Annotated in this window: 13 protein-coding genes; 6 read left to right on the top strand and 7 right to left on the bottom strand. The window is 47.8% G+C overall.

All coding sequences use genetic code 11. The features are described 5' to 3' along the window. Window positions 1-82 precede the first annotated feature (82 nt). Window positions 83-739 (bottom strand): futalosine hydrolase, encoded by a 657-nt coding sequence (gene mqnB, locus A4R26_RS20265; RefSeq protein ID WP_081167462.1) that lies wholly within the window; start codon window positions 737-739, stop codon window positions 83-85. Between the two features lie 319 nt (window positions 740-1,058). Between mqnB and A4R26_RS20260 the strand changes: the two genes are divergently transcribed. The 4 genes from A4R26_RS20260 to fabD all read left to right on the top strand — a co-directional run bounded on the left by A4R26_RS20260 (window position 1,059) and on the right by fabD (window position 3,729). After that, window positions 1,059-1,469, top strand: a complete 411-nt coding sequence (locus A4R26_RS20260; RefSeq protein ID WP_081167459.1) for a 6-pyruvoyl trahydropterin synthase family protein — start codon at window positions 1,059-1,061, stop codon at window positions 1,467-1,469. Window positions 1,470-1,541: 72 nt separating this feature from the next. Next, a complete protein-coding gene (locus A4R26_RS20255; protein WP_081167456.1) occupies window positions 1,542-1,958 on the top strand; it encodes a 6-pyruvoyl trahydropterin synthase family protein in 417 nt (138 codons plus the stop codon). Between the two features lie 86 nt (window positions 1,959-2,044). Further along, window positions 2,045-2,641, top strand: a complete 597-nt coding sequence (gene folE, locus A4R26_RS20250; RefSeq protein WP_081167452.1) for a GTP cyclohydrolase I FolE — start codon at window positions 2,045-2,047, stop codon at window positions 2,639-2,641. Between the two features lie 197 nt (window positions 2,642-2,838). Next, a complete protein-coding gene (gene fabD, locus A4R26_RS20245) occupies window positions 2,839-3,729 on the top strand; it encodes an ACP S-malonyltransferase (protein WP_081167449.1) in 891 nt (296 codons plus the stop codon). Between the two features lie 350 nt (window positions 3,730-4,079). Here fabD and A4R26_RS20240 read toward each other — a convergent pair whose 3' ends face one another. The 5 genes from A4R26_RS20240 to A4R26_RS20220 all read right to left on the bottom strand — a co-directional run bounded on the left by A4R26_RS20240 (window position 4,080) and on the right by A4R26_RS20220 (window position 10,536). Next, a complete protein-coding gene (locus tag A4R26_RS20240) occupies window positions 4,080-5,393 on the bottom strand; it encodes a S41 family peptidase (RefSeq protein WP_081167446.1) in 1,314 nt (437 codons plus the stop codon). 325 nt (window positions 5,394-5,718) lie between these two features. Further along, window positions 5,719-6,171, bottom strand: a complete 453-nt coding sequence (locus tag A4R26_RS20235; protein WP_081167442.1) for a GNAT family N-acetyltransferase — start codon at window positions 6,169-6,171, stop codon at window positions 5,719-5,721. Window positions 6,172-6,276: 105 nt separating this feature from the next. Then, on the bottom strand, window positions 6,277-7,956 hold the full coding sequence (locus tag A4R26_RS20230) for an N-acyl-D-amino-acid deacylase family protein (protein ID WP_081167439.1): 1,680 nt from the start codon (window positions 7,954-7,956) through the stop codon (window positions 6,277-6,279). 113 nt (window positions 7,957-8,069) lie between these two features. After that, window positions 8,070-9,302: a trans-sulfuration enzyme family protein gene (locus A4R26_RS20225; RefSeq protein WP_081167541.1), complete on the bottom strand. Its 1,233-nt coding sequence runs from the start codon at window positions 9,300-9,302 to the stop codon at window positions 8,070-8,072. 244 nt (window positions 9,303-9,546) lie between these two features. Next, a complete protein-coding gene (locus tag A4R26_RS20220) occupies window positions 9,547-10,536 on the bottom strand; it encodes a beta-ketoacyl-ACP synthase III (RefSeq protein WP_081167436.1) in 990 nt (329 codons plus the stop codon). A gap of 390 nt (window positions 10,537-10,926) precedes the next feature. On the opposite strand from A4R26_RS20220, the gene ruvA reads away from it, so the two are divergent. Together ruvA and sov are read left to right on the top strand one after the other, a co-directional pair. Continuing rightward, window positions 10,927-11,511: a Holliday junction branch migration protein RuvA gene (ruvA, locus tag A4R26_RS20215; RefSeq protein ID WP_081167433.1), complete on the top strand. Its 585-nt coding sequence runs from the start codon at window positions 10,927-10,929 to the stop codon at window positions 11,509-11,511. A gap of 110 nt (window positions 11,512-11,621) precedes the next feature. Next, the gene (gene sov / locus A4R26_RS20210) at window positions 11,622-18,713 is read left to right on the top strand and encodes a T9SS outer membrane translocon Sov/SprA (RefSeq protein ID WP_081167429.1); all 7,092 of its coding nucleotides are present in this window, start codon (window positions 11,622-11,624) and stop codon (window positions 18,711-18,713) included. A 431-nt stretch (window positions 18,714-19,144) separates the two neighbouring features. Here the strand turns inward: sov and A4R26_RS20205 are convergent, their stop codons facing one another. Further along, window positions 19,145-19,561 carry a hypothetical protein gene (locus tag A4R26_RS20205; protein WP_133054741.1) on the bottom strand — a complete coding sequence of 139 codons (417 nt, stop codon included), beginning with the start codon at window positions 19,559-19,561 and terminating at the stop codon, window positions 19,145-19,147. Between the last annotated feature and the right edge of the window lies 1 nt (window position 19,562).

Here is a 19,562-nt window from a genome sequence, read left to right as displayed (position 1 = left end):
CTATTAAGTAGTTGTTCGGTAATTCAGTTTTTTGGCCAGCTACGAACTGAACAACAGAATGACTGAATAACTTACAAACTCATCATTTAAAACTTTCAGTCACCATCTGTATCAATCTTTCATTTAGCAACCCGATCGCCTCCTTCATCTTCCATTTACTTTTATCGCGTTCGCCTACAAAGTTCGAAACTGCGCGCAACTGCATATATGGAATTTTTTCCATCAATGCTATATAATGAAAAGCAGCGCCTTCCATCGACTCAACAACCGGCCGGTATTTTTGTTGCAGTTGCCGTAGCCTTTCAGGGCGGGTGGTGATCTCGCTGATGGTAACCGCTTTTACCAGGGGTAATTTCTGTTGCAGCAGCAGATCGGTATGGGTATTGACAAGATCTTTACCGGTATATGGGTCAGTGATCTGGGGCAGGCCCATATCGAATACATCTTTAAACTCATTATTCTCCTCCACGCCAAGGTCGCCGCTCACTTCTTCATTTACCAGCACCAGGCTTCCCGGCGGATAATCGGCAGAAAAGCTGCCGCCTATTCCGGCCTGAATGATGAAACCGGGCCTTTTTTTCTCAATGGTTTTGGTAAGCCAGTAAGCCGTGCTCATACAGCCGATGCCCGCGATCAGCACATCGAAACGGTTGCCGCCGTCGATATGATCCCTGTTGGCCAAAAAGTTTATAGTGGGTTGAATTTCAAAGCTTGTAGCCGCTAAAAGCAAAATATCCATGGTGCAAAGCTAAGGGGAGAAAGGCAAGTTGCAGGCTGCAAGTTTCAGAGCTTGCCCCGCTTTGCGGGGTTACAGGCCCTTAATTTACGGTCGGGTAATTAAAGACCCGGGCGATCCGGTCAAGCCGCCCTTGCCCCTGCGCCGTTCCTTTTTTAAATCTTGTGCCATTCGCTTTGTACCTTTTTGCCTTGTGCCTTCTGGCTTCCGCCTTTATCCCTTAAATTCTCCTCCCTGTACCCAATAACCACCCCCCTGTGCCTTATTCATTGGCGCTTCTGCCTGCTATATCTTACCTTTGCGGCAAATTTTCACGACAACAATGGTGTATTTGACTCGTGTTGAACACTTTAATGCCGCCCATAAATTATACAACCCCAGGTGGAGCAAGGAACAGAATGAACAGGTTTTTGGAAAATGTGCCAATGAGAACTGGCATGGCCACAATTACGAACTGTATGTTACCGTAAAAGGCCGCCCCAACCCCGATACCGGGTTTGTATGCGATGTTAAAGCGCTGAGCCGCATTATTAATCAATACGTAACTGAACAATTAGACCATAAAAACCTTAATGTAGATGTGCCGTTCATGAAGGACCAGCTTTGTTCTACCGAAAACCTGGCCATTGCCATCTGGAAGCAATTGGAGCCCCACATACCGGCCGGTGTGCAACTGCATGGCATTAAGTTGTATGAAACACCCCGCATTTTTGTGGAGTATTTTGGCGAATAGGCCGGTTGTCGCAATTGTCGTGAAACCGGCATACATACATTTAAAAGCTTTTTACTTTGTATTTTGAATAACATGAGCAGAAAAGTAGCTGTTTACCGAAAGGAACATTTTAACGCGGCCCACCGCTTATATAATCCTGCCTGGGATATGGCTAAGAACGATGCCGTGTTTGGCAAATGCAACAATCCCAGCTTTCATGGCCATAATTATGAAGTAGTGGTGAAAGTAACCGGCGAGCCCGATCCGGAAACCGGTTATGTAATGGACATGAAAATATTAAGCGAGCTCATCAGGGACCATGTGCTTGAAAGGTTCGATCATAAGAACCTTAACCTCGATACCGAATACTTCAAAACACTGAACCCGACGGCTGAAAATATTTGCGTGGTGATCTACGATCTGTTACGTGAACAAATTGATGCAAAGCTCGACCTGCAGGTGCGGTTGTACGAAACAGAAAGGAACTTTGTAGAGTTCCCGGCGCAATAGCAGGAGGCCAACCAGGCGTTGGCATTCAGCATTTTGCGTTCTGCGTTTTGCATTCAGCGTTCAGCATTATAAAATAAATCAACGAAATGGCTTACAAAAAAATCGACCAATACGAAGATAAGATCATGCCGGGTCTGATTCATCATTACCGCGAAACCCTTTCGCTGTTGGGTGAAGATCCCGAGCGCGAAGGATTAGTTAAAACGCCGGAACGGGTTGCCAAGGCAATGCAATACATGACGCAGGGGTATGAAATGGATGCAAGGGCTATTTTAAATTCAGCCAAGTTCAAAGAGAACGTAAGCGAAATGATCCTGGTTAAGGATATTGAATTATACAGCCTTTGTGAACACCATATACTGCCTTTCTTCGGTAAAGCGCATATTGCCTATATTCCTAATGGCTATATTACCGGTTTAAGCAAACTGGCCCGGGTGGTTGATGTATATGCCCGGCGCCTACAGGTACAGGAACGGCTTACCACCCAAATACTAGATGCCATAAAAGAAACCCTGCAACCCCTTGGCGTGGCAGTGGTTATTGAGGCATCGCACCTGTGTATGATGATGCGGGGAGTACAAAAACAAAACTCCGTAACCACTACATCGGCCTTCTGGGGCGAGTTTGAAAAAAATGAAACCCGCAGCGAGTTCACCAAACTGATCTCATCGCGGTTACATTAATATTAAGTCTGACATATAGGTCGGCGGTCCGACACGGACGGCGGAAGCAGAAATCTGAAAGAAAAAAATTTAATTAAAACACAGGGTGGGCCTGACTTTGAAGGCGGTTCCACCCTTTTCTACCTCCTGCCCCCTACTTCTTTTTGGATAGTTAAAACCTTTGTGGCATTTTTGTTTTTTAAACCCCTTTTTACATTATGACACATGCTTTTGTGTTCCCGGGACAGGGTTCTCAGTTTCCGGGCATGGGAAAAGACCACTATGAAAACAGCGCTTTTGCGAAAAGATTATTTGAACAGGCGAATGAGATTGTGGGGTTTCGTATTTCGGATATCATGTTTAACGGCACTGAAGAAGATCTGAAACAAACCAGGGTAACCCAACCCGCCATTTTTCTTCATTCCGTGATCGCATTTAAAAGTATTGATAATGCACGTCCCGAAATGGTTGCCGGTCATTCACTGGGCGAGTTTTCGGCATTGGTGGCGAATGGCGTATTGAGCTTTGAAGATGGATTGAAACTGGTAAGCATCCGGGCAACGGCCATGCAAAAAGCCTGCGAAAGCAATCCCTCCACCATGGCGGCCGTACTGGGTCTCGATGATGCAAAAGTTGAAGAGATCTGCGCTCAGATCCAGGAAGAAACCGACGAAGTGGTTGTACCGGCGAATTATAATTGTCCGGGCCAGCTGGTTATCAGCGGCAGCATCAAAGGTATAGAAGTTGCCATCGAGCGGCTGAAAGCTGCCGGCGCCAAACGCGCGCTGGTTTTACCGGTAAGCGGCGCTTTTCACTCACCACTGATGGAACCTGCCAAAGCCGAATTATCAAAAGCAATTGAAGCTACCACGTTCTATCATCCTAATTGCCCTGTTTATCAAAACGTTGTGGCTAAAGCCGTAGGCAATAAAGAAGATATCAAACAAAATCTTATCGATCAGCTGACAAGCGCTGTGAAGTGGACCCAGAGTATCAAAACAATGATCACCGATGGCGGCGATCATTTTACTGAATGCGGTCCCGGTAAAGTATTGCAGGGGCTAATCGGGAAGATCGACAAAAAGGTGACTATCGATGGGGTTAGTTAAACGAGGCAATGAGGCTGCAAGGCATAAAGCCAACAAGTAAAACCCTAAGTAATTGTTACCCCGCTTAACCTGCAAACTGCAAATTACAAGTAAATGCAAAAGAGGATCAACTTAATCAGATGATCCTCTTTTGCATTTATGGTATTAACTCGTTACCTCGGTGCCTTTATGCCTTTACTTTATGCCCCAGGGATTATCTGACCGCAGTTAACCCTCTCTTGTATTTATCGTATTAACTCGCTACCTCGGTGCCTTTATACCTTTGTATTTGCCTCCCGCCTGAAGCTTGAAGCTGTATTATGTATTTGCTTACAGCTATAGCTTGAAGCTTGCTGCTTGCAGCTATGCCTTTACCTGATCATTCCCCTGAACTTAGGCTGCCCCATGCGGGCATTAAGGCTCAATACTTCTTCGGTTAAACTGAGCCGTTGCTGCGGCGAAACAGCCATGCGGGCAAAGCTGCCATTATTGATGAAATTCAGTACCGAGCTCAAACATTGCTCTCCGGCATCGCCCCAGTCTTTATCGAGCCCATCTGCAACCTGGTGGCTGAGATCTAACCCGTTGAAATAATTGCCTTCACCATTCCTGTTTATCGTACGGAACGATACGGGAAAAATGTACCAATCAAAAACCGGAATGGGATAAAAGCCAACCGGTTTGCCGTGCGTGCGGGTAGGCCCTACCAGGTGAACATCCATATAAGGCATCAGGCTGTTGATGAGCAGCTCACTCGCCGAGGCGGTGCTCTGGCTTACAATAAAGAACAGCCTGTTGAGATCGAGGTTTCCTTTTTTATTGAAATTCTCTGTAACGTTGAATGATTTATACCGGGCGTTAAACTCTTCGGTAAGCATAACCTGCTGGTTGCCGGCCGATGGAACCAGGTAGTTGGCCAGCAGGTTTTGTACCGATACATATCCCCCGCCGTTATAGCGCAGGTCAACCACCACATCCTGTACATGCTCGTTGCTGAACTTTTCGAAGATGCGGATAAACCCATCCCTGATCTCAGAAGTATCGCCAAGAAATGAATTGAAAACAAAATAACCGGTTTTGGTGCTGCCGGTGTTATACACGGTATCGAATAATAAAGGATGCTCTTTGTACGATGCGGCTTTCAGTGCAATGGTTGTATCGGCTGCGTTGGGGCGCCCAAACAAAAAAGTGCCCGTTGTACTTTGATAAACAGCCTGAATTATTCCTGCCGCATTGCCTGAGTTTATATTCCCGTTCCCATTGATCTGCTTTATATGCCAGCTGCGTTTGATGCCAGCCTTGCCCGCCGGCGATTCGGGTTCTACATATGATACCCGCAGATCTGAATTGGTGAAAAAAAAGACGTTCATACCGAAGTCACCGCCAATGCCGGAGCTAAGTTTGTCCCATTCGCTTTTCAGCATGGCGAAACTCCAGCGATCGACCGGTGTATTGAAACCGGGTTCTTCGCTAAAAGCCCGGATGCCCTGCATAACCCCGTTGGGGTCAGAGAATTCGTGTGCATCAAATGATCCCGGAATGTTATTGTACCAGAGATAGATATCACGCGCATAATTTGCAGCGGTGTCGTTCTTGACCTCACGGCTGATAACGTCATGATTTTTTCTGCAGCTAACTACAGAAAGCCCGATAAAAATTACAGCGCCTGCTACAATTGTTTTCATACTAGAACCTGAACTTTTTTCTATGTGACCGGTATCGATTATAAAGTTGCTAATTCAGTGGAACTTTTCATAGCGGAGAAGGTAAATCCCTGATAACTTTAACAAGTTACAAATAATTGGGGAAAAGGTTGGGAGGCGAAAGTGTTAAGTTTTTTTGGAGTGGGACCGGAACCGGGGACCAGAAATTGGGGCAGCAATCCGGGCATCGGCAGTAATAAGCAGAGGGGCAGGAAGTAAGAAGCAGGAATATTAAAACCGTGATCCTTCCCTCCTGCTTCTTACGATCGACTTACCCTTTATCAACTTTTTCAACTTTATCAACTTTTCAACTAATCGTAAGGCTACAATTGATCCACTCGGGATCAAAGCCTGCGTTGTACTTTTTATAGAAGTTGATAGCCGGCTCGTTCCACTCCAGCACCTGCCAGGTTATGCCATGGAAACCTTTTTCTTTCGCCTCTATAATCAATTGATCGAAAAGCATTTTGCCCAATCCTTTGCCCCGCATTTTTTCGGTAACGATCAGGTCTTCGAGGTACATTCGCTGGCCCTTCCAGGTACTGTAGCGAATGTAATAAATGGCAAATCCTTCAACCTGTCCGTCGGCTTCGGCCACGAAGGCCCACCAAACCGGTTGTTTTCCAAATCCGCTTTCTACAAAATGTTCCATACTAACCGTTACTTCCTGCGCCGCTTTTTCATATACAGCCAATTCATGAATGAGCTCGAGTAACCGGGCACAATCTTCTTTTACAGCACGACGAATATTAATTTTCATGTTTATATAGTGAATAGATTTTATGTTGTCAGTTTAGTTCTTTGCAAATCAGGAGGCCGGCCTTTTAGTTATCAGCCTTGAAATAATTTGCCCATTGCCTATAGTCTATTGCTTATTGAACCCGGCACCTTTTACAAACCTTCCGGGTTTGGCGCCGGTATGTTCCCCATCTTTGAGAACCACTACCCCATTTACCAGCACATGTGTTACCCCCGTGGCAAACTGGTGTGGTTTATCGAATGTGGCATGGTCCTGAATGGCCGCCGGGTCAAAAACAACCACATCGGCATAATTGCCTTCCTTCAGCACCCCGCGGCGTTCAATGCGCAGGTTCGTTGCAGGCAGTTTGGTCAATTTACGAATGGCTTCTTCAAGGGGCATCACTTTCTCATCGCGAACATATTTACCCAGCAAACGGGCAAAATTGCCATATGCGCGGGGATGGCAGTTGAACTGCAGAAAAACGCCTTCGGGGGTATAAGAGCCTTCATCGCTTCCAAAGCTCATCCACGGTATTTGCTGTTGCTTTTTGATATTCGCCTCATCCATTAAAAAATAAATCGATTCAATACGCGAGCTGTCTTCCAGAATGAGGTCCAACGCCGTTTCATCGGGCTGCCTGTTCCGCAGGCGGGCAATTTCGCCCAACGATTTACCAATGTATTTCTTAAGACTATCCTGCCTGAAGCCTACCAGCAAAATGCGATCGGGCGAACCGGCCGCTGCATAAAAGTTCTCCCAGGTAGTGGCAGGCGTATTCATGTCGCGGATGGTTTGTTTGCGAATGGCGGGGTCGTGCAAACGGCTGCGCAGTTTTCCAAACCCGCCATCCTGTAATGAAGGCGGCAAACAGGCGGTTAGCCCGGTACCGCCGGCAATATAGTTGTACATATTGGCGGTGATATCGAGACCTTCGGCCCGGGCGCGTTCTATCCGGCGGATCACACTGTCAATTTTAGTCCAGTTGCTTTTACCCGCCGCTTTCAAATGATATACTTCGGCATGAATGTGCGCACGCCGGGCAATGGTGATCAGTTCTTCCAGCGCTTCATACAATTGCGTGCCTTCGCTGCGCATATGTGATATATAGGAACCGCCATAACGCGCGGCCTCTTCGCACAATGCCACCAGCTCATCGGTCTTTGCAAAAAAGGCAGGCGGATAAATAAGGGAAGAACCAACACCCAGCGCACCTTCTTTCATTGACTGCGCAACCAGCTGCCGCATGCTGTCGAGTTCGGCCGGTGAAGGCTCGCGGTTATCTTCGCCAATGATATAACGGCGAACCGTAGTGGCGCCTACAAATGAAGCAACATTGCACGACACGCCTTTTTTCTGCAGGTAGTTCAGGTACTCACCCAGGGTAGTCCATTCCACTTTATATTTAACGGCGGTCTGGTACTGCTCCATTTCATTTTTCATCGATGGCGACAATGGGCCCATGCTTTCGCCTTCACCCATTACTTCAAGGGTTATACCCTGTTTTATATCGCCCTGTGAACGGCCATCCTGAATAAGCGATTCGTTGGCCCAGCTAAGCATGTTTATAAATCCGGGCGCAATGGCCATGCCTTTGGCATCGATCACATTACGGGCATATGCACCGCTGAGATCGCCAACATAAGCAATGGTATCGGCATTGATGGCAATATCGCCTTTATATGGCTTTTTGCCATTGCCGTCGTAGATCATTCCATTGCGAATGATAAGCCCGAATTTGTTGTCTGATGAAAGTTGGCACCCCGATACCAGCGTGATCGCCGTTAACCAATGAATCCATTTCATATATAAAGTTTATGGTTTATTGTTGTTAGTTTATGGTTGTTCAAACTTAAAGACTGCCGGCAGGCAATAAAGCGCATTCTGAATAAATAGAACAACAAACCACAAACGGCAAACTACAAACCTTTAAGCGATTGCTCCAGGTCAATGAGAATATCCTGTACATTCTCCATACCGATACTCATGCGTATAAGCCCATCTGTAATGCCATATTTTTCGCGTTGTTCTTTCGGTACGCCGTAGTGCGTCATGGATGCGGGGTGGCACAACAAGGTATCGCAGGTACCCAGCGAAACGGTTCGGGTGCACAACAGCAGGCGGTTCATCATTTGTTTGCCCGCCTCCAAACCGCCTTTGAGCTCAATGCTCATAATGGCGCCGGGGTGTCGCATTTGTTTGGTGGTAAGATAAAAATCAGGATGTGAGGGCAGCCCGGTAAAATTTACTTTGGCAACGGCCGGATGGCCTTCAAGGTAGTTGGCAATTTCAATGGCATTATGGCAATGCCGTTCCATACGTACTTCAAGAGTGCGCATGCCATTTACAAGCAGGAACGCATCAAAAGGGTTGCTGTTTCCGCCCAGCAATTGCATGGTCTTTTCTGCCCGGGTGGTCATGAATTCAATATCACGCCCAATCAAAACCCCGCCTATCGCAGTGCCATGCCCGTTCAGGAACTTGGTGGTAGAGTGTACTATAAAATCAACGCCGTACCTGAACGGCTGTTGCAGGTAAGGAGTGGCAAATGTATTATCACAAGCCACCAGCTTGCCATATTTGCCGGCCAGCGTGGTGAGCGCTTCTATATCTACACATTGTAAAGTGGGATTGGCGGGCGTTTCGAGATACACCATCTTTATTTTCGGATGCGCTTTCAGGGCTTCTTCCGCTTTGTTGAGATCGCGCAGATCAACGATCACCGCTTCAATACCTAAACCCGGCAGTACTTTATCCATCGTTTCCTGTGTACCGCCATATAATGAATAATGCGACAGTATCTGATCGCCAGCTTTCAGGTTCGAGAGGAACAGCGAACTGATGGCAGCCATGCCCGATGCATGCAACAGCGCTTTCGCCACCAATGGTTTGCCTGTAGCGTCTGTTATGCCGAAACACTCCATGGCAGCCAGCTTTTTTTCAGCTTCGGTGAATGTAGGGTTGCCCCAACGGCTGTAAATGTATCCTTCCTCCTGTTTACTAAAGCGGCGCATGCCCTGCTCTGCGGTATCATAAACGAATGTTGAAGAAGCGTAAATTGGTGTGAGGTGCGCGTAATTCGGATCCTGCTCATGACCGGCATGAATTGCCAGCGAGGTAAAGCCGGTAAATGGGAATTCTTTGTTAGCCATGTTTAAAAATAATAAATACCAAATGTAAAATGCCGAATATTGAAGTACTTTCTTTACTTCAACATCCGGCATAGAGGAATATATACATTTCGCTGTAGCGACAGATCAAAAATTACAATAAATGCACCCTGCAAAAACAGGCATTTTTGCGATGCGCTTCCGCATACAGGACACTTCGCATTCAATAGCGAGGCCGCACATAAAGCATTATCACATTATCAAATTAGCACATTATCACATTGCCCTAATATCCCCATTTAAGTAATGTAGCGCCCCAGGTAAAGCCGCCGCCAAAGGCCGCCAGCACAATGTTATCGCCTTTTTTCAGTTTGCTTTCCCAATCCCACAAACACAAAGGAATAGTGCCCGCGGTGGTATTGCCATAACGCATAATATTCAACATCACTTTATCGTGGGTAAGGCCCATACGATCGGCAGTGGCGTCAATGATGCGTTTGTTGGCCTGGTGCGGAACCAGCCATGCAATATCATCACCGGTGAGTTTATTTCTTTCAAGCAGTTCGGCGCTTACATCGGCCATTCCTTTTACCGCCGCTTTGAATACGGGTTGACCTTCCTGGTAAATGAAGTGCTCTTTATTGGCAACTGTTTCAGCAGAAGCCGGGCGCAGTGAGCCGCCTGCTTTCATATGCAGGTGCTGGCATCCGCTGCCATCGCTTTTCAGAATGCTGTCGAGAACACCGTACCCTTCGGTATTGGCTTCCAGCAATACAGCCGCAGCGCCATCGCCAAAGATGATACAGGTAGTACGATCGCTATAGTCGACAATTGAGCTCATTTTGTCGCCCCCGGCTACGATCACTTTTTTATAACGGCCGCTTTCAATAAGAGAGGCGCCGGTAGTGAGTGCATATAAGAAACCACTGCAGGCAGCCAGCAGGTCGAAACCCCAGGCGTTTTTCAATCCGGCCTTGTGGCAAACCAGGTTGGCGGTAGAAGGGAACATCATATCCGGGGTAACGGTACCAATTACCAGGGCGTCGATTTCTTCCGGTGCGATCCCTCTTTTCTTCAATATTTGTTGCACCGCGGGAGTTATTAGGTCTGAGGTGCCTTTTTCGCCCTTTAAGATCCTTCTTTCTTCAATACCGGTACGGGTCCTGATCCATTCGTCGTTGGTATCTACTATTTTCTCGAGGTCTGCATTTGTCAGCTTTTCTTCCGGAACAAAACCGCCAACAGCTGTGATGGCGGCAGTAATTTTTTGGGTCATGCTACTATTATACAAGTTTGATATTGAATCATTTTTGATAACAAAACCAGTGATTGATAAGAGCAAATAAGCTGGCAAAGATATATAAAAGCCAGTTTATGGTTTATGGTTTGTAGTTTGTCGTTGGCTGCCTGCTGTGCAGCCTGCCGCATCAGGCTTACCATCCGTGCTGCAGCTCCGGTAAAATGTTCATTCCGCAAAAGTCATTTAACGCAATCCTGAATTGCGGAAAAACCCAAACCCAAAACTACAAACCACAAACCATTTATAACGCTCTCATTAAGTAATTGTTATATACCCAACTGCAAATAGCGAAACAACTTTCTATCATTTAATCACATTCCGCAAACTTCAAATGCTAAACCAGAAAACCTTTCCTATTTTCGCCCTATGATCGCATTCGTTCGTGGACAATTCGTATTGAAAACGCCAGCCGTTGTACATATTGAAGCTAACGGCGTGGGATACGAGCTCCAAATCAGTCTGCACACCTATTCTCACATCCAGGCGCTCGACAAAGGGCTTCTATATACGCATTTGCACATAAAGGAAGATGCCCATACATTGTACGGCTTTTCCGAAGTGGCTGAAAAAGAACTGTTTCTGCAGTTATTGAGCGTATCGGGCGTGGGTGCAGCTACTGCACGAATGATGCTGTCTAGTTTGAAGCCCGACGAATTGTCGCGCGCCATTGTACAGGGGAATATCAAACAATTAGAATCCATCAAGGGCATCGGAAAAAAATCGGCCGAACGGATCGTATTGGAACTGAAGGATAAACTCAGCAAATCCAAACCAGGCCTAAATATTTCCCCCTTGATAAACAATACGTTGGAGCAGGATGCGTTAAATGCCTTAATTGCACTTGGAATAGCCCGGGCTGCAGCGGAACAAGCCATTCAACGCGTAATAAAAGCGGAACCTTCTCTTAGTGCAGTTGAAGATATTATTAAGAAAGCATTAAAAACCATTTAAGCCTATCGGATCGGAACTCTACCTAACTAATTCTTTAGAGAAGATTGTTACGCGCACCTTACAGAAACAGAATAACACCAATTGTGTTAATAGTAGCTGCTTGCGTAGGTATGAGTTCTATCGTAAAAGCCCAGGCTCCGGCGAAGGATTCCAGCAGTACGCAAAGCATTGACACATTGAAGTATCCCCTGCACGACAGGCGGGGCGATAAATTTACCTTTCCTCAACGAAATTCAATGGGTTTGAACGACCCGTCGAATATCCAGGACTCTATCGTTTACGATCCCAAAACAAAGCAATACTACATCATTGAACGAATAGGTAATTTTTACTATCGTAAACCTACCTATCTCACCTTTGAGGAGTTTATGGCTATACAGGCCCGTAAACAGGAATCTGAATATTTCAAAAAACGGTCAAACATCCTGAGCGGACTGAACCGCAAAATGCTGCGGCCTAAGATGTCAATGAGCGATAACCTGTTCAACCGCATCTTCGGAAATGGCAAGATCGAGATAAAACCGCAGGGGGAAGTGAATATCATTGCCGGTTACCAGGGTCAGAATATCAAAAACCCGGCATTACCCGAACGGGCCCGCCGCAATGGCGGTTTCGATTTTGACATGAACGCCAACCTGAGCGTTATAGGTAATATCGGCGATAAGCTCAAACTGCCTATCAGCTATAACACGCTCGCCAACTTCGACTTCGATAACCAGCTCAAGCTCGATTATACCGGTACCGATGATGAGATCATAAAAAAGATAGAGGCGGGGAACATTTCCTTCTCATCAAAGGGTACGCTGATCCCCGGCGCCCAGAATATCTTCGGTATAAAAACCCAGCTCCAGTTCGGTAAACTGTTCATAACCGGTGTGCTGGCCAACCAGCGCTCGCAGCGGCAGTCGCTGGGATTGCAGGGCGGTTCGGCCAATACCTATTTCGAGTTCAAGGCCAACGATTATGAAGAGAACCGTCACTTCCTGTTGGCCCAGTATTTCCGGCTGAACTATAACAGGGCCATGTCGAAACTGCCGGTGGTTACCTCCCAGGTGCAGATCCTGCGTATGGAAGTTTGGGTTACCAACCGCAATGGTTCCACCACCGAAACCAGGGATGTGGTGGGGTTGATGGACCTTGGCGAGCCCGATCCGTTTTATTCGCCGCAGCCGGGCAGTGCGGGACAACTGCCGCACAACGATGCGAACGATCTGTTCCGCCGCATCATCAACGACCCCAACAGCCGCAAACCCTCTGTTATCACCAGCAAATTATCATCGTTAGGGTTGCGCCCGGTGCAGGACTTCGAAAAAACATTTGCCCGCAAACTGAACCCAACCGATTTCTATTACAATCCGCAGATCGGTTTTCTTTCTATCAATCAGCCACTGCAACCCGATGAAGTTTTGGGGGTTGCCTATCAATACAGCTATAACGGCAGAATATACCAGGTGGGTGAATTTTCACAGGATGTGCCGCCCGATACTACCAACACAACTGCAGGCACACAAAAAGTACTGTTCCTGAAATTGTTGAAGGCCACATCTCAGCGTACCAACCTGCCGCTGTGGGAACTGATGATGAAGAACGTGTACACCCTCAAAACAAAAGACGGCAGTTACCTCTCCGGTGTACAACCCGCAGATTTCAAGCTGAACGTTTTGTATGAAGAACCCAGTTTAGGCCAGAAGCGCTTTTTGCCCGAAGGCGACAAACCCGGTGTTCCACTGATAACGCTAATGAACCTCGACCGGTTGAATGCCCGGAACGATCCTTTACCCGATGGGGTATTCGACTTTCTGGAAGGATTTACCATACAATCGCAACAGGCCCGTATCATCTTCCCCACCCTTGAACCATTCGGCCGCGATCTGGAAGCGGTGGCATTTGCCGGCAGTACGCCCGACATAAAGCAGAAGTACATCTACTACCCGTTATACGACACCATTAAAGAAATAGCCAAAACCTACGCCAACCTCGACCGGTATGTTATCAGCGGTTATGCCAAAGGACAAAGCACATCCGAAATTTCACTGGGCGCCTTCAACGTGCCCCAGGGCTCGGTGAGTGTAACGGCCGGCGGACAGGTACTTTTAGAAAACCAGGATTACATAGTAGATTACAACCTGGGTACGGTTAAGATCATCAACCAGGCCATTCTTAACGCAGGCTTACCCGTTAACGTGCAGTTTGAGAACAATGCCGGTTATGGAATGCAGCAGCGAAACTTCATGGGTTTACGGCTCGACTATATGGCCAAACAAACCGCCCGCGAGCAATTGACGATCGGGGCCTCGCTGGTACGGTTGGGAGAACGCCCCTTCTTTACAAAAACAAGCTACAATGAAGACCCCATCCGCAATACCATGTACGGGGTCGACTTCAATTATATGACCCAGGCGCCCCGCATTACGCGCTGGTTAGATAAGCTCCCCTTTTACCATACTACCGAAATGAGTACCATTACGGCTTATGGTGAAGCGGCTTACCTGAAACCGGGCCACCCGCCGCAGATAGGCAAGGGCAGTGGCAGCCAGGTGTTCATCGATGATTTTGAAGGTTCGCGCAATGCCATCGACCTCCGCTTTCCGCTGGTTAGCTGGGGACTGGCTTCAACACCTGCCGGCAACGGGCTGTTCCCCGAAGCCGAAAAACGCGACACCCTCGAATATGGTTTCAACCGCGCTAAACTCGCATGGTATAATATCGAGCCCGTGTTGCAGGACAGATCAAGCGCCGACAACCCCATTAACGATAATTTGCTGAACGACCCACGCGTTCGTTCAATAAACGTAAAAGACATCTTCCCCCAACGTACCCCCGACCTCGGGCAGGGAAGCCTCGTAACTTTCGATATGGCCTACTACCCTACCGAAAGAGGTCCATACAACTACGATGCGCGGCCGGGAAGCATCGACCCTAACGGCCGGTTATTGAACCCTAAAAGCCGTTGGGGCGGTATCATGCGCGGTATTGACCAGGTTGACTTTGAAACCGGTAACGTGGAGTTCATCGAGTTCTGGTTACAGGACCCATACATTCTGAACCCCGGCAGCAGCGGCGGCGAACTGTATTTCAACCTCGGTAATGTTTCAGAAGACGTGCTGAAAGACGGCAAACGCTTTTTTGAGAACGGCATCAGTGGTGCAGTGACCACCGCCCTGGAAGACAATAATACCAATTGGGGTAAGGCCCCCGCCAACCCCATTCAGGTTACGCAGGCCTTCAGTAACGAACCTGCCGACAGGCCTTTACAGGACGCCGGTTTTGACGGTTTGGTGAACGATGCCGAGCAATCGAAATTCCAGGCATACCTGAACCAGCTGCAAAGCATTGGCTCAGCCGCCTATCAACGGGCCTTACAGGACCCTTCGAGCGACGACTACATCAACTACCGTAATGCACAGTTCGGTGCAAACGACGGTATCCTTGCCCGTTACAAAAATATCAACAACCCGCAGGGCAACTCACCCGTTGCCGGCAGCGGCGATAAATTCGTAAGCGCCTTTACACTGTACCCCGACCAGGAAGAGTTCAACCGCGATAATACACTCAATGAACTGGAGGAATATTTTCAGTACCGGGTTGACCTGAAAAAACCCAATATGCGCGTGGGCACAAACTTCATTACCGATAGTATTGAAGTGCGCCCCAGCGGAAGCCCCGCAGAAACCTGGTACCTGTTCCGAATCCCTATCAGGGAGTTCCAGCAAAAAGTAGGTAATATCCCCGACTTCAAGTCGATCCGTTTCATTCGTATGTACATGACCGGCTTCGAAGATTCAGTGGTGTTGCGTTTCGCCAAACTCGAGCTGGTGCGTAACCAATGGCGTCAGTTCAACTACCTGCTCGACACAGCCAATCAGTACAAACCCATTCCTGCCAACACTACCACTACGGTAAAACAACTGGCCGTGAACGTGGAAGAAAATGCATCACGTTATCCTGTCAACTATAGAACGCCCCCCGGCGTTATTCGTCAGCAACAGCTGAGCAACAACAACGTGAACCTGTTGCAGAACGAACAATCGCTGAGCCTGCAGGTTTGTAACCTGGCACAGGGCGATGCAAGAGGGGTGTTCAAAACAATAAACCTCGACCTGCGTCAGTACAAACAATTACAAATGTATGTGCACGCCGAGTCGGTAAAAAGCTCAACCGATATAAAGAATGGCGACCTCTACACCGTAGTGCGTATCGGTAACGACCTTATCAGCAACTTCTATGAGATAAAGATCCCGCTGGAAATTACGCCATGGGGAACAACCGACGATGAGCTGATATGGCCAACAAACAACCTGCTCGATCTGTCGCTCGAAAGGCTGACCGCGCTGAAAGTATCGCGCAACAATAACGGCAATACCTATCAGTATTACCAGGAAACCGATGGCGATGGCAAACAGTTCTCTATATTGGGCAACCCCAACCTTGGTGAAGTGCGTACCTTCTTCATAGGCGTACAAAACGTTAACCGGGTTGATGCCTGTACCGAAGTATGGTTCAACGAGCTTCGTTTATCTGGCCTCGATGAACAGGGCGCCTGGGCTGCAACCGGCCGATTAGACATTAAACTGGCCGACCTTGGTACCCTGTATATTTCCGGTAGCGCCCGCAGCACCGGCTGGGGTACGTTGGAACAACGGGTAAACGAACGCTCACGCGAAGCCTTTACCCAACTGGATGTGGCAGCCAACCTCGAGCTGGGTAAACTGTTACCCGCCAAAGCAGGTGTCTCCATTCCGGTTTATGCCAGCTATTCAAAAACGGTTACAACCCCCGAATACGATCCTTACGATCTGGATATAAAACTGAAAGACAAACTCAAGGCCGCATCAGGCGCCGCCAAGGATTCAATCCGTAACGATGCCATCGATGTAAAGACCATCAAAACCGTCAACTTCACCAATGTGAAGAAGCTGAATACGACCGGTAAAAAACAGCAGATCTGGAGCATCGAGAACTGGGACCTGAGCTATTCCTATTACAAAGAAGAACAGCACAACCCGCTGATCGAAAGCAATGAAGTAGTGCGTCATCGCGCAGGCCTCGGTTATAACTATACATCCAACCCCAAATACTGGGAACCTGCCAAACGTCTTATAAAATCAAGATCGCCCTGGGTAGCGGCGGTAAAGGATTTCAACATCAACCCCATGCCTACATTACTTGGGTTCAGGGCCGATGTGAACCGCCAGTTCGGTACCTACCGCCCACGCAGCGTTGGTACGCCAAAGAACCTGATACCCGAAACGTACGATAAATACTTTACGTTCGACCGCACCTATAACCTGCGCTGGGATTTCACCCGTTCGCTGAACCTCGACTTCACCGCACTGAACCGCTCCTGGGTTGATGAGGACAGCGGCCGTTTGGGCGAAGCCGAGAAAAAACGCATGTGGCATAACTTCTGGAAAGGCGGCCGCACCATCCAGTACAATCATAAGGCAACGGTTTCATATACCCTGCCAACAAGCAAACTGCCGTTCCTCGACTGGACAACCGTTCGGGCAGGTTATACCGCAAACTTCGACTGGTTAGCCGCTTCATTGCTTGCCCGCGAACTGGGTAACACGCTGTCGAATGCACAACAAAAGAATGTGACCGCCGAATTAGACTTTACCCGGCTGTACGCCAAATCGAGACTGCTGCGGGCCTTTGAAGAAGAAGCAGCGCCTGCACCGCAGGGCCCCCTGCCACCCGGAGCAGGCCAAAAGACAGATTCTACCGGAAAGAAAAAGAAGCGCGACAAAAACGCGCCGCTTGAATTGGGCAGCGGCGTTAAGTTCGCTGGCCGTTTACTCACCATGCTGAAACGGGTGAATGTACAATATTCAGAAAACGCCAGCGCTACCATCTATGGTTATACCGATAGCACACGCGTATTGGGAATGAACTTTAAATCAATGGCGCCCGGTCTTGGATTTATCTTCGGCCGCCAGCCCGATACCAACTTCGTGAACATGATGGCAAGCAAAGGCTGGCTCACCGCCGATTCGAATTTCAACTACCAGAACCGGCAGGATTATCAGCAGCGATTGAACATAACAGCCACGCTGAACCCGATACGCGATCTTACCATTGACCTTACGTTCGATAAAACGTTTGGTAAAATGTATAGTGAGCTGTATAAAGACACTACCGGCACCGGCATGCATTTTGCCCGGTTGAACCCGTATACATCGGGCAGCTTTAGCGTAAGTTATATTGCATTGAAGACAATGTTCACACCGGTAAGACCGAACGAGGTAACAAGCACCTTCCTGAAATTCCAGGATTACCGGATGATATTATCAAAAAGGCTGGCAGAGCAAAACCCATATTGGCAAAAGCTCGATCCTAACCAGCAGTTCACCACCGATGGTTATTATACCGGTTATGGCCGTTATGCACAGGATGTATTGATCCCGGCCTTCGTTGCGGCATACACCGGTAAAGACCCGTCAGGGGTATCGCTTATTAAAAGAGATAACCCGAATATCCGCTCCAATCCGTTCTCGGGTATTTTGCCGCGCCCCAACTGGCGATTGACCTATACTGGCCTCACCCGCTTAAAAGGCATGGAGAAAATATTTACCAATTTCACCATTTCGCATGGTTATACCGGTACGTTAAGCATGAACAGCTTTAGCTCGGCATTGCTGTACCGCGATTCGGCTAATCTCGGTTTTCCTTCGTTCATCGATACGCTTACCGGCGCCTTTATCCCCTACTTCCTGGTGCCCAACATTTCAATCAGCGAACAGTTTGTACCTTTGATAGATGTGGATATGCAGTTCACCAACCAGCTTACCGCGCGTTTTGAATATAAAAAATCAAGAACGGTGAGCTTGAGTTTGATCGACTTCCAACTCAGCGAAAACCGGTCGACAGAGTTCACCATCGGCGCCGGGTTCAGAAAGCGCGGTGCGTTCTCGTGGATCAAGATCAAGGGCAAGCCATTGCAAAATGACGCCAGTTTCCGGTTAGACCTTGGCTTCCGCGACGACATAACCGCCAACAGCCGGTTAGACCAGGACCAGGCACTTCCTACGAACGGACAAAAAGTGATCACCATAAACCCAACGATCGATTATGTGATCAGTAACCGGGTAAACCTGAAATTCTATTTTGAACAGCGAAGAGTAGAACCGAAGATCTCTACCTCACCGCCCATCACTACAACAAGGGCCGGTATACAGATCAGGATCTCACTGGCGCAATAAGGAAACCATACAAAATACCCTGTACATATATAGCGCTCCTTTACCGGAGCGCTTTTTTTTTGGTAACAGGCAGGTAGTGGCCTTCTTATGGCTGAGGCTTGTGCAAAAGCGTAAGGAAAGCGAAAGAATAGGGTTATATAAGGAGTACAGGCCTTTGAACCAGCATCGATTAAGGAATCGCGTACCATGGAAGTCTGGTAAAAGTCTCGTGAATGTCTCGTGAATGTCCCGTAAGGGTCTTGTGAGGGTCTCGTCAGGGTCCTGTGAGGGTCAGGTGAAAGTCTTGAGGAGTATGCGTGATGGATAAAAGCAATGAATACAACCCTGCCTGGTGCAATATAATAATTTTTTCAATCAGTCCATGATTGAAAAAGGCGGGCTACGCTTCAACGCGGCCCGCCTTTCTTGTATAAAGCGTTTACTGTTATTTGTTATCTCTTCGCTGTTGGCTCCGGCTTTTTTAACAGCATCACATAACCGCACAAGTTCTTTTTCTTCTTGTTCACCTGAACCGGTTTTATCATGTGGTATTCGCTAAACTGCGGAACGTAAGTGTAACTGATGATACTACCATCTACGTCGCCCCACTGATGTCTTTTATAAACAACCTGGCGCTCATTGAAATCATACATTCGAACTTCATATAATTTTGAAGACGGATCACCAATAAAAACAAATTGATATATCGTTCCGGCCTGCATTGGTAAAACAACCGGCATTTCATACTCACTTTCCATTTGAATTGACGCTTCGCGCAATAGTACATATCCCTGTTCGGCACTGGCTTTTTTTATACTGTCGATAGATTGCTGATAAGGATTGCCTTCGCAACTTTGAAGTTTGATCACA

It is taken from the genome of Niastella populi (assembly GCF_002078015.1).
Lineage (GTDB): Bacteria > Bacteroidota > Bacteroidia > Chitinophagales > Chitinophagaceae > Niastella > Niastella populi.
Note: the sequence above shows the minus strand (reverse complement) of the source record. Positions and strands in the feature narration are given on the sequence as shown.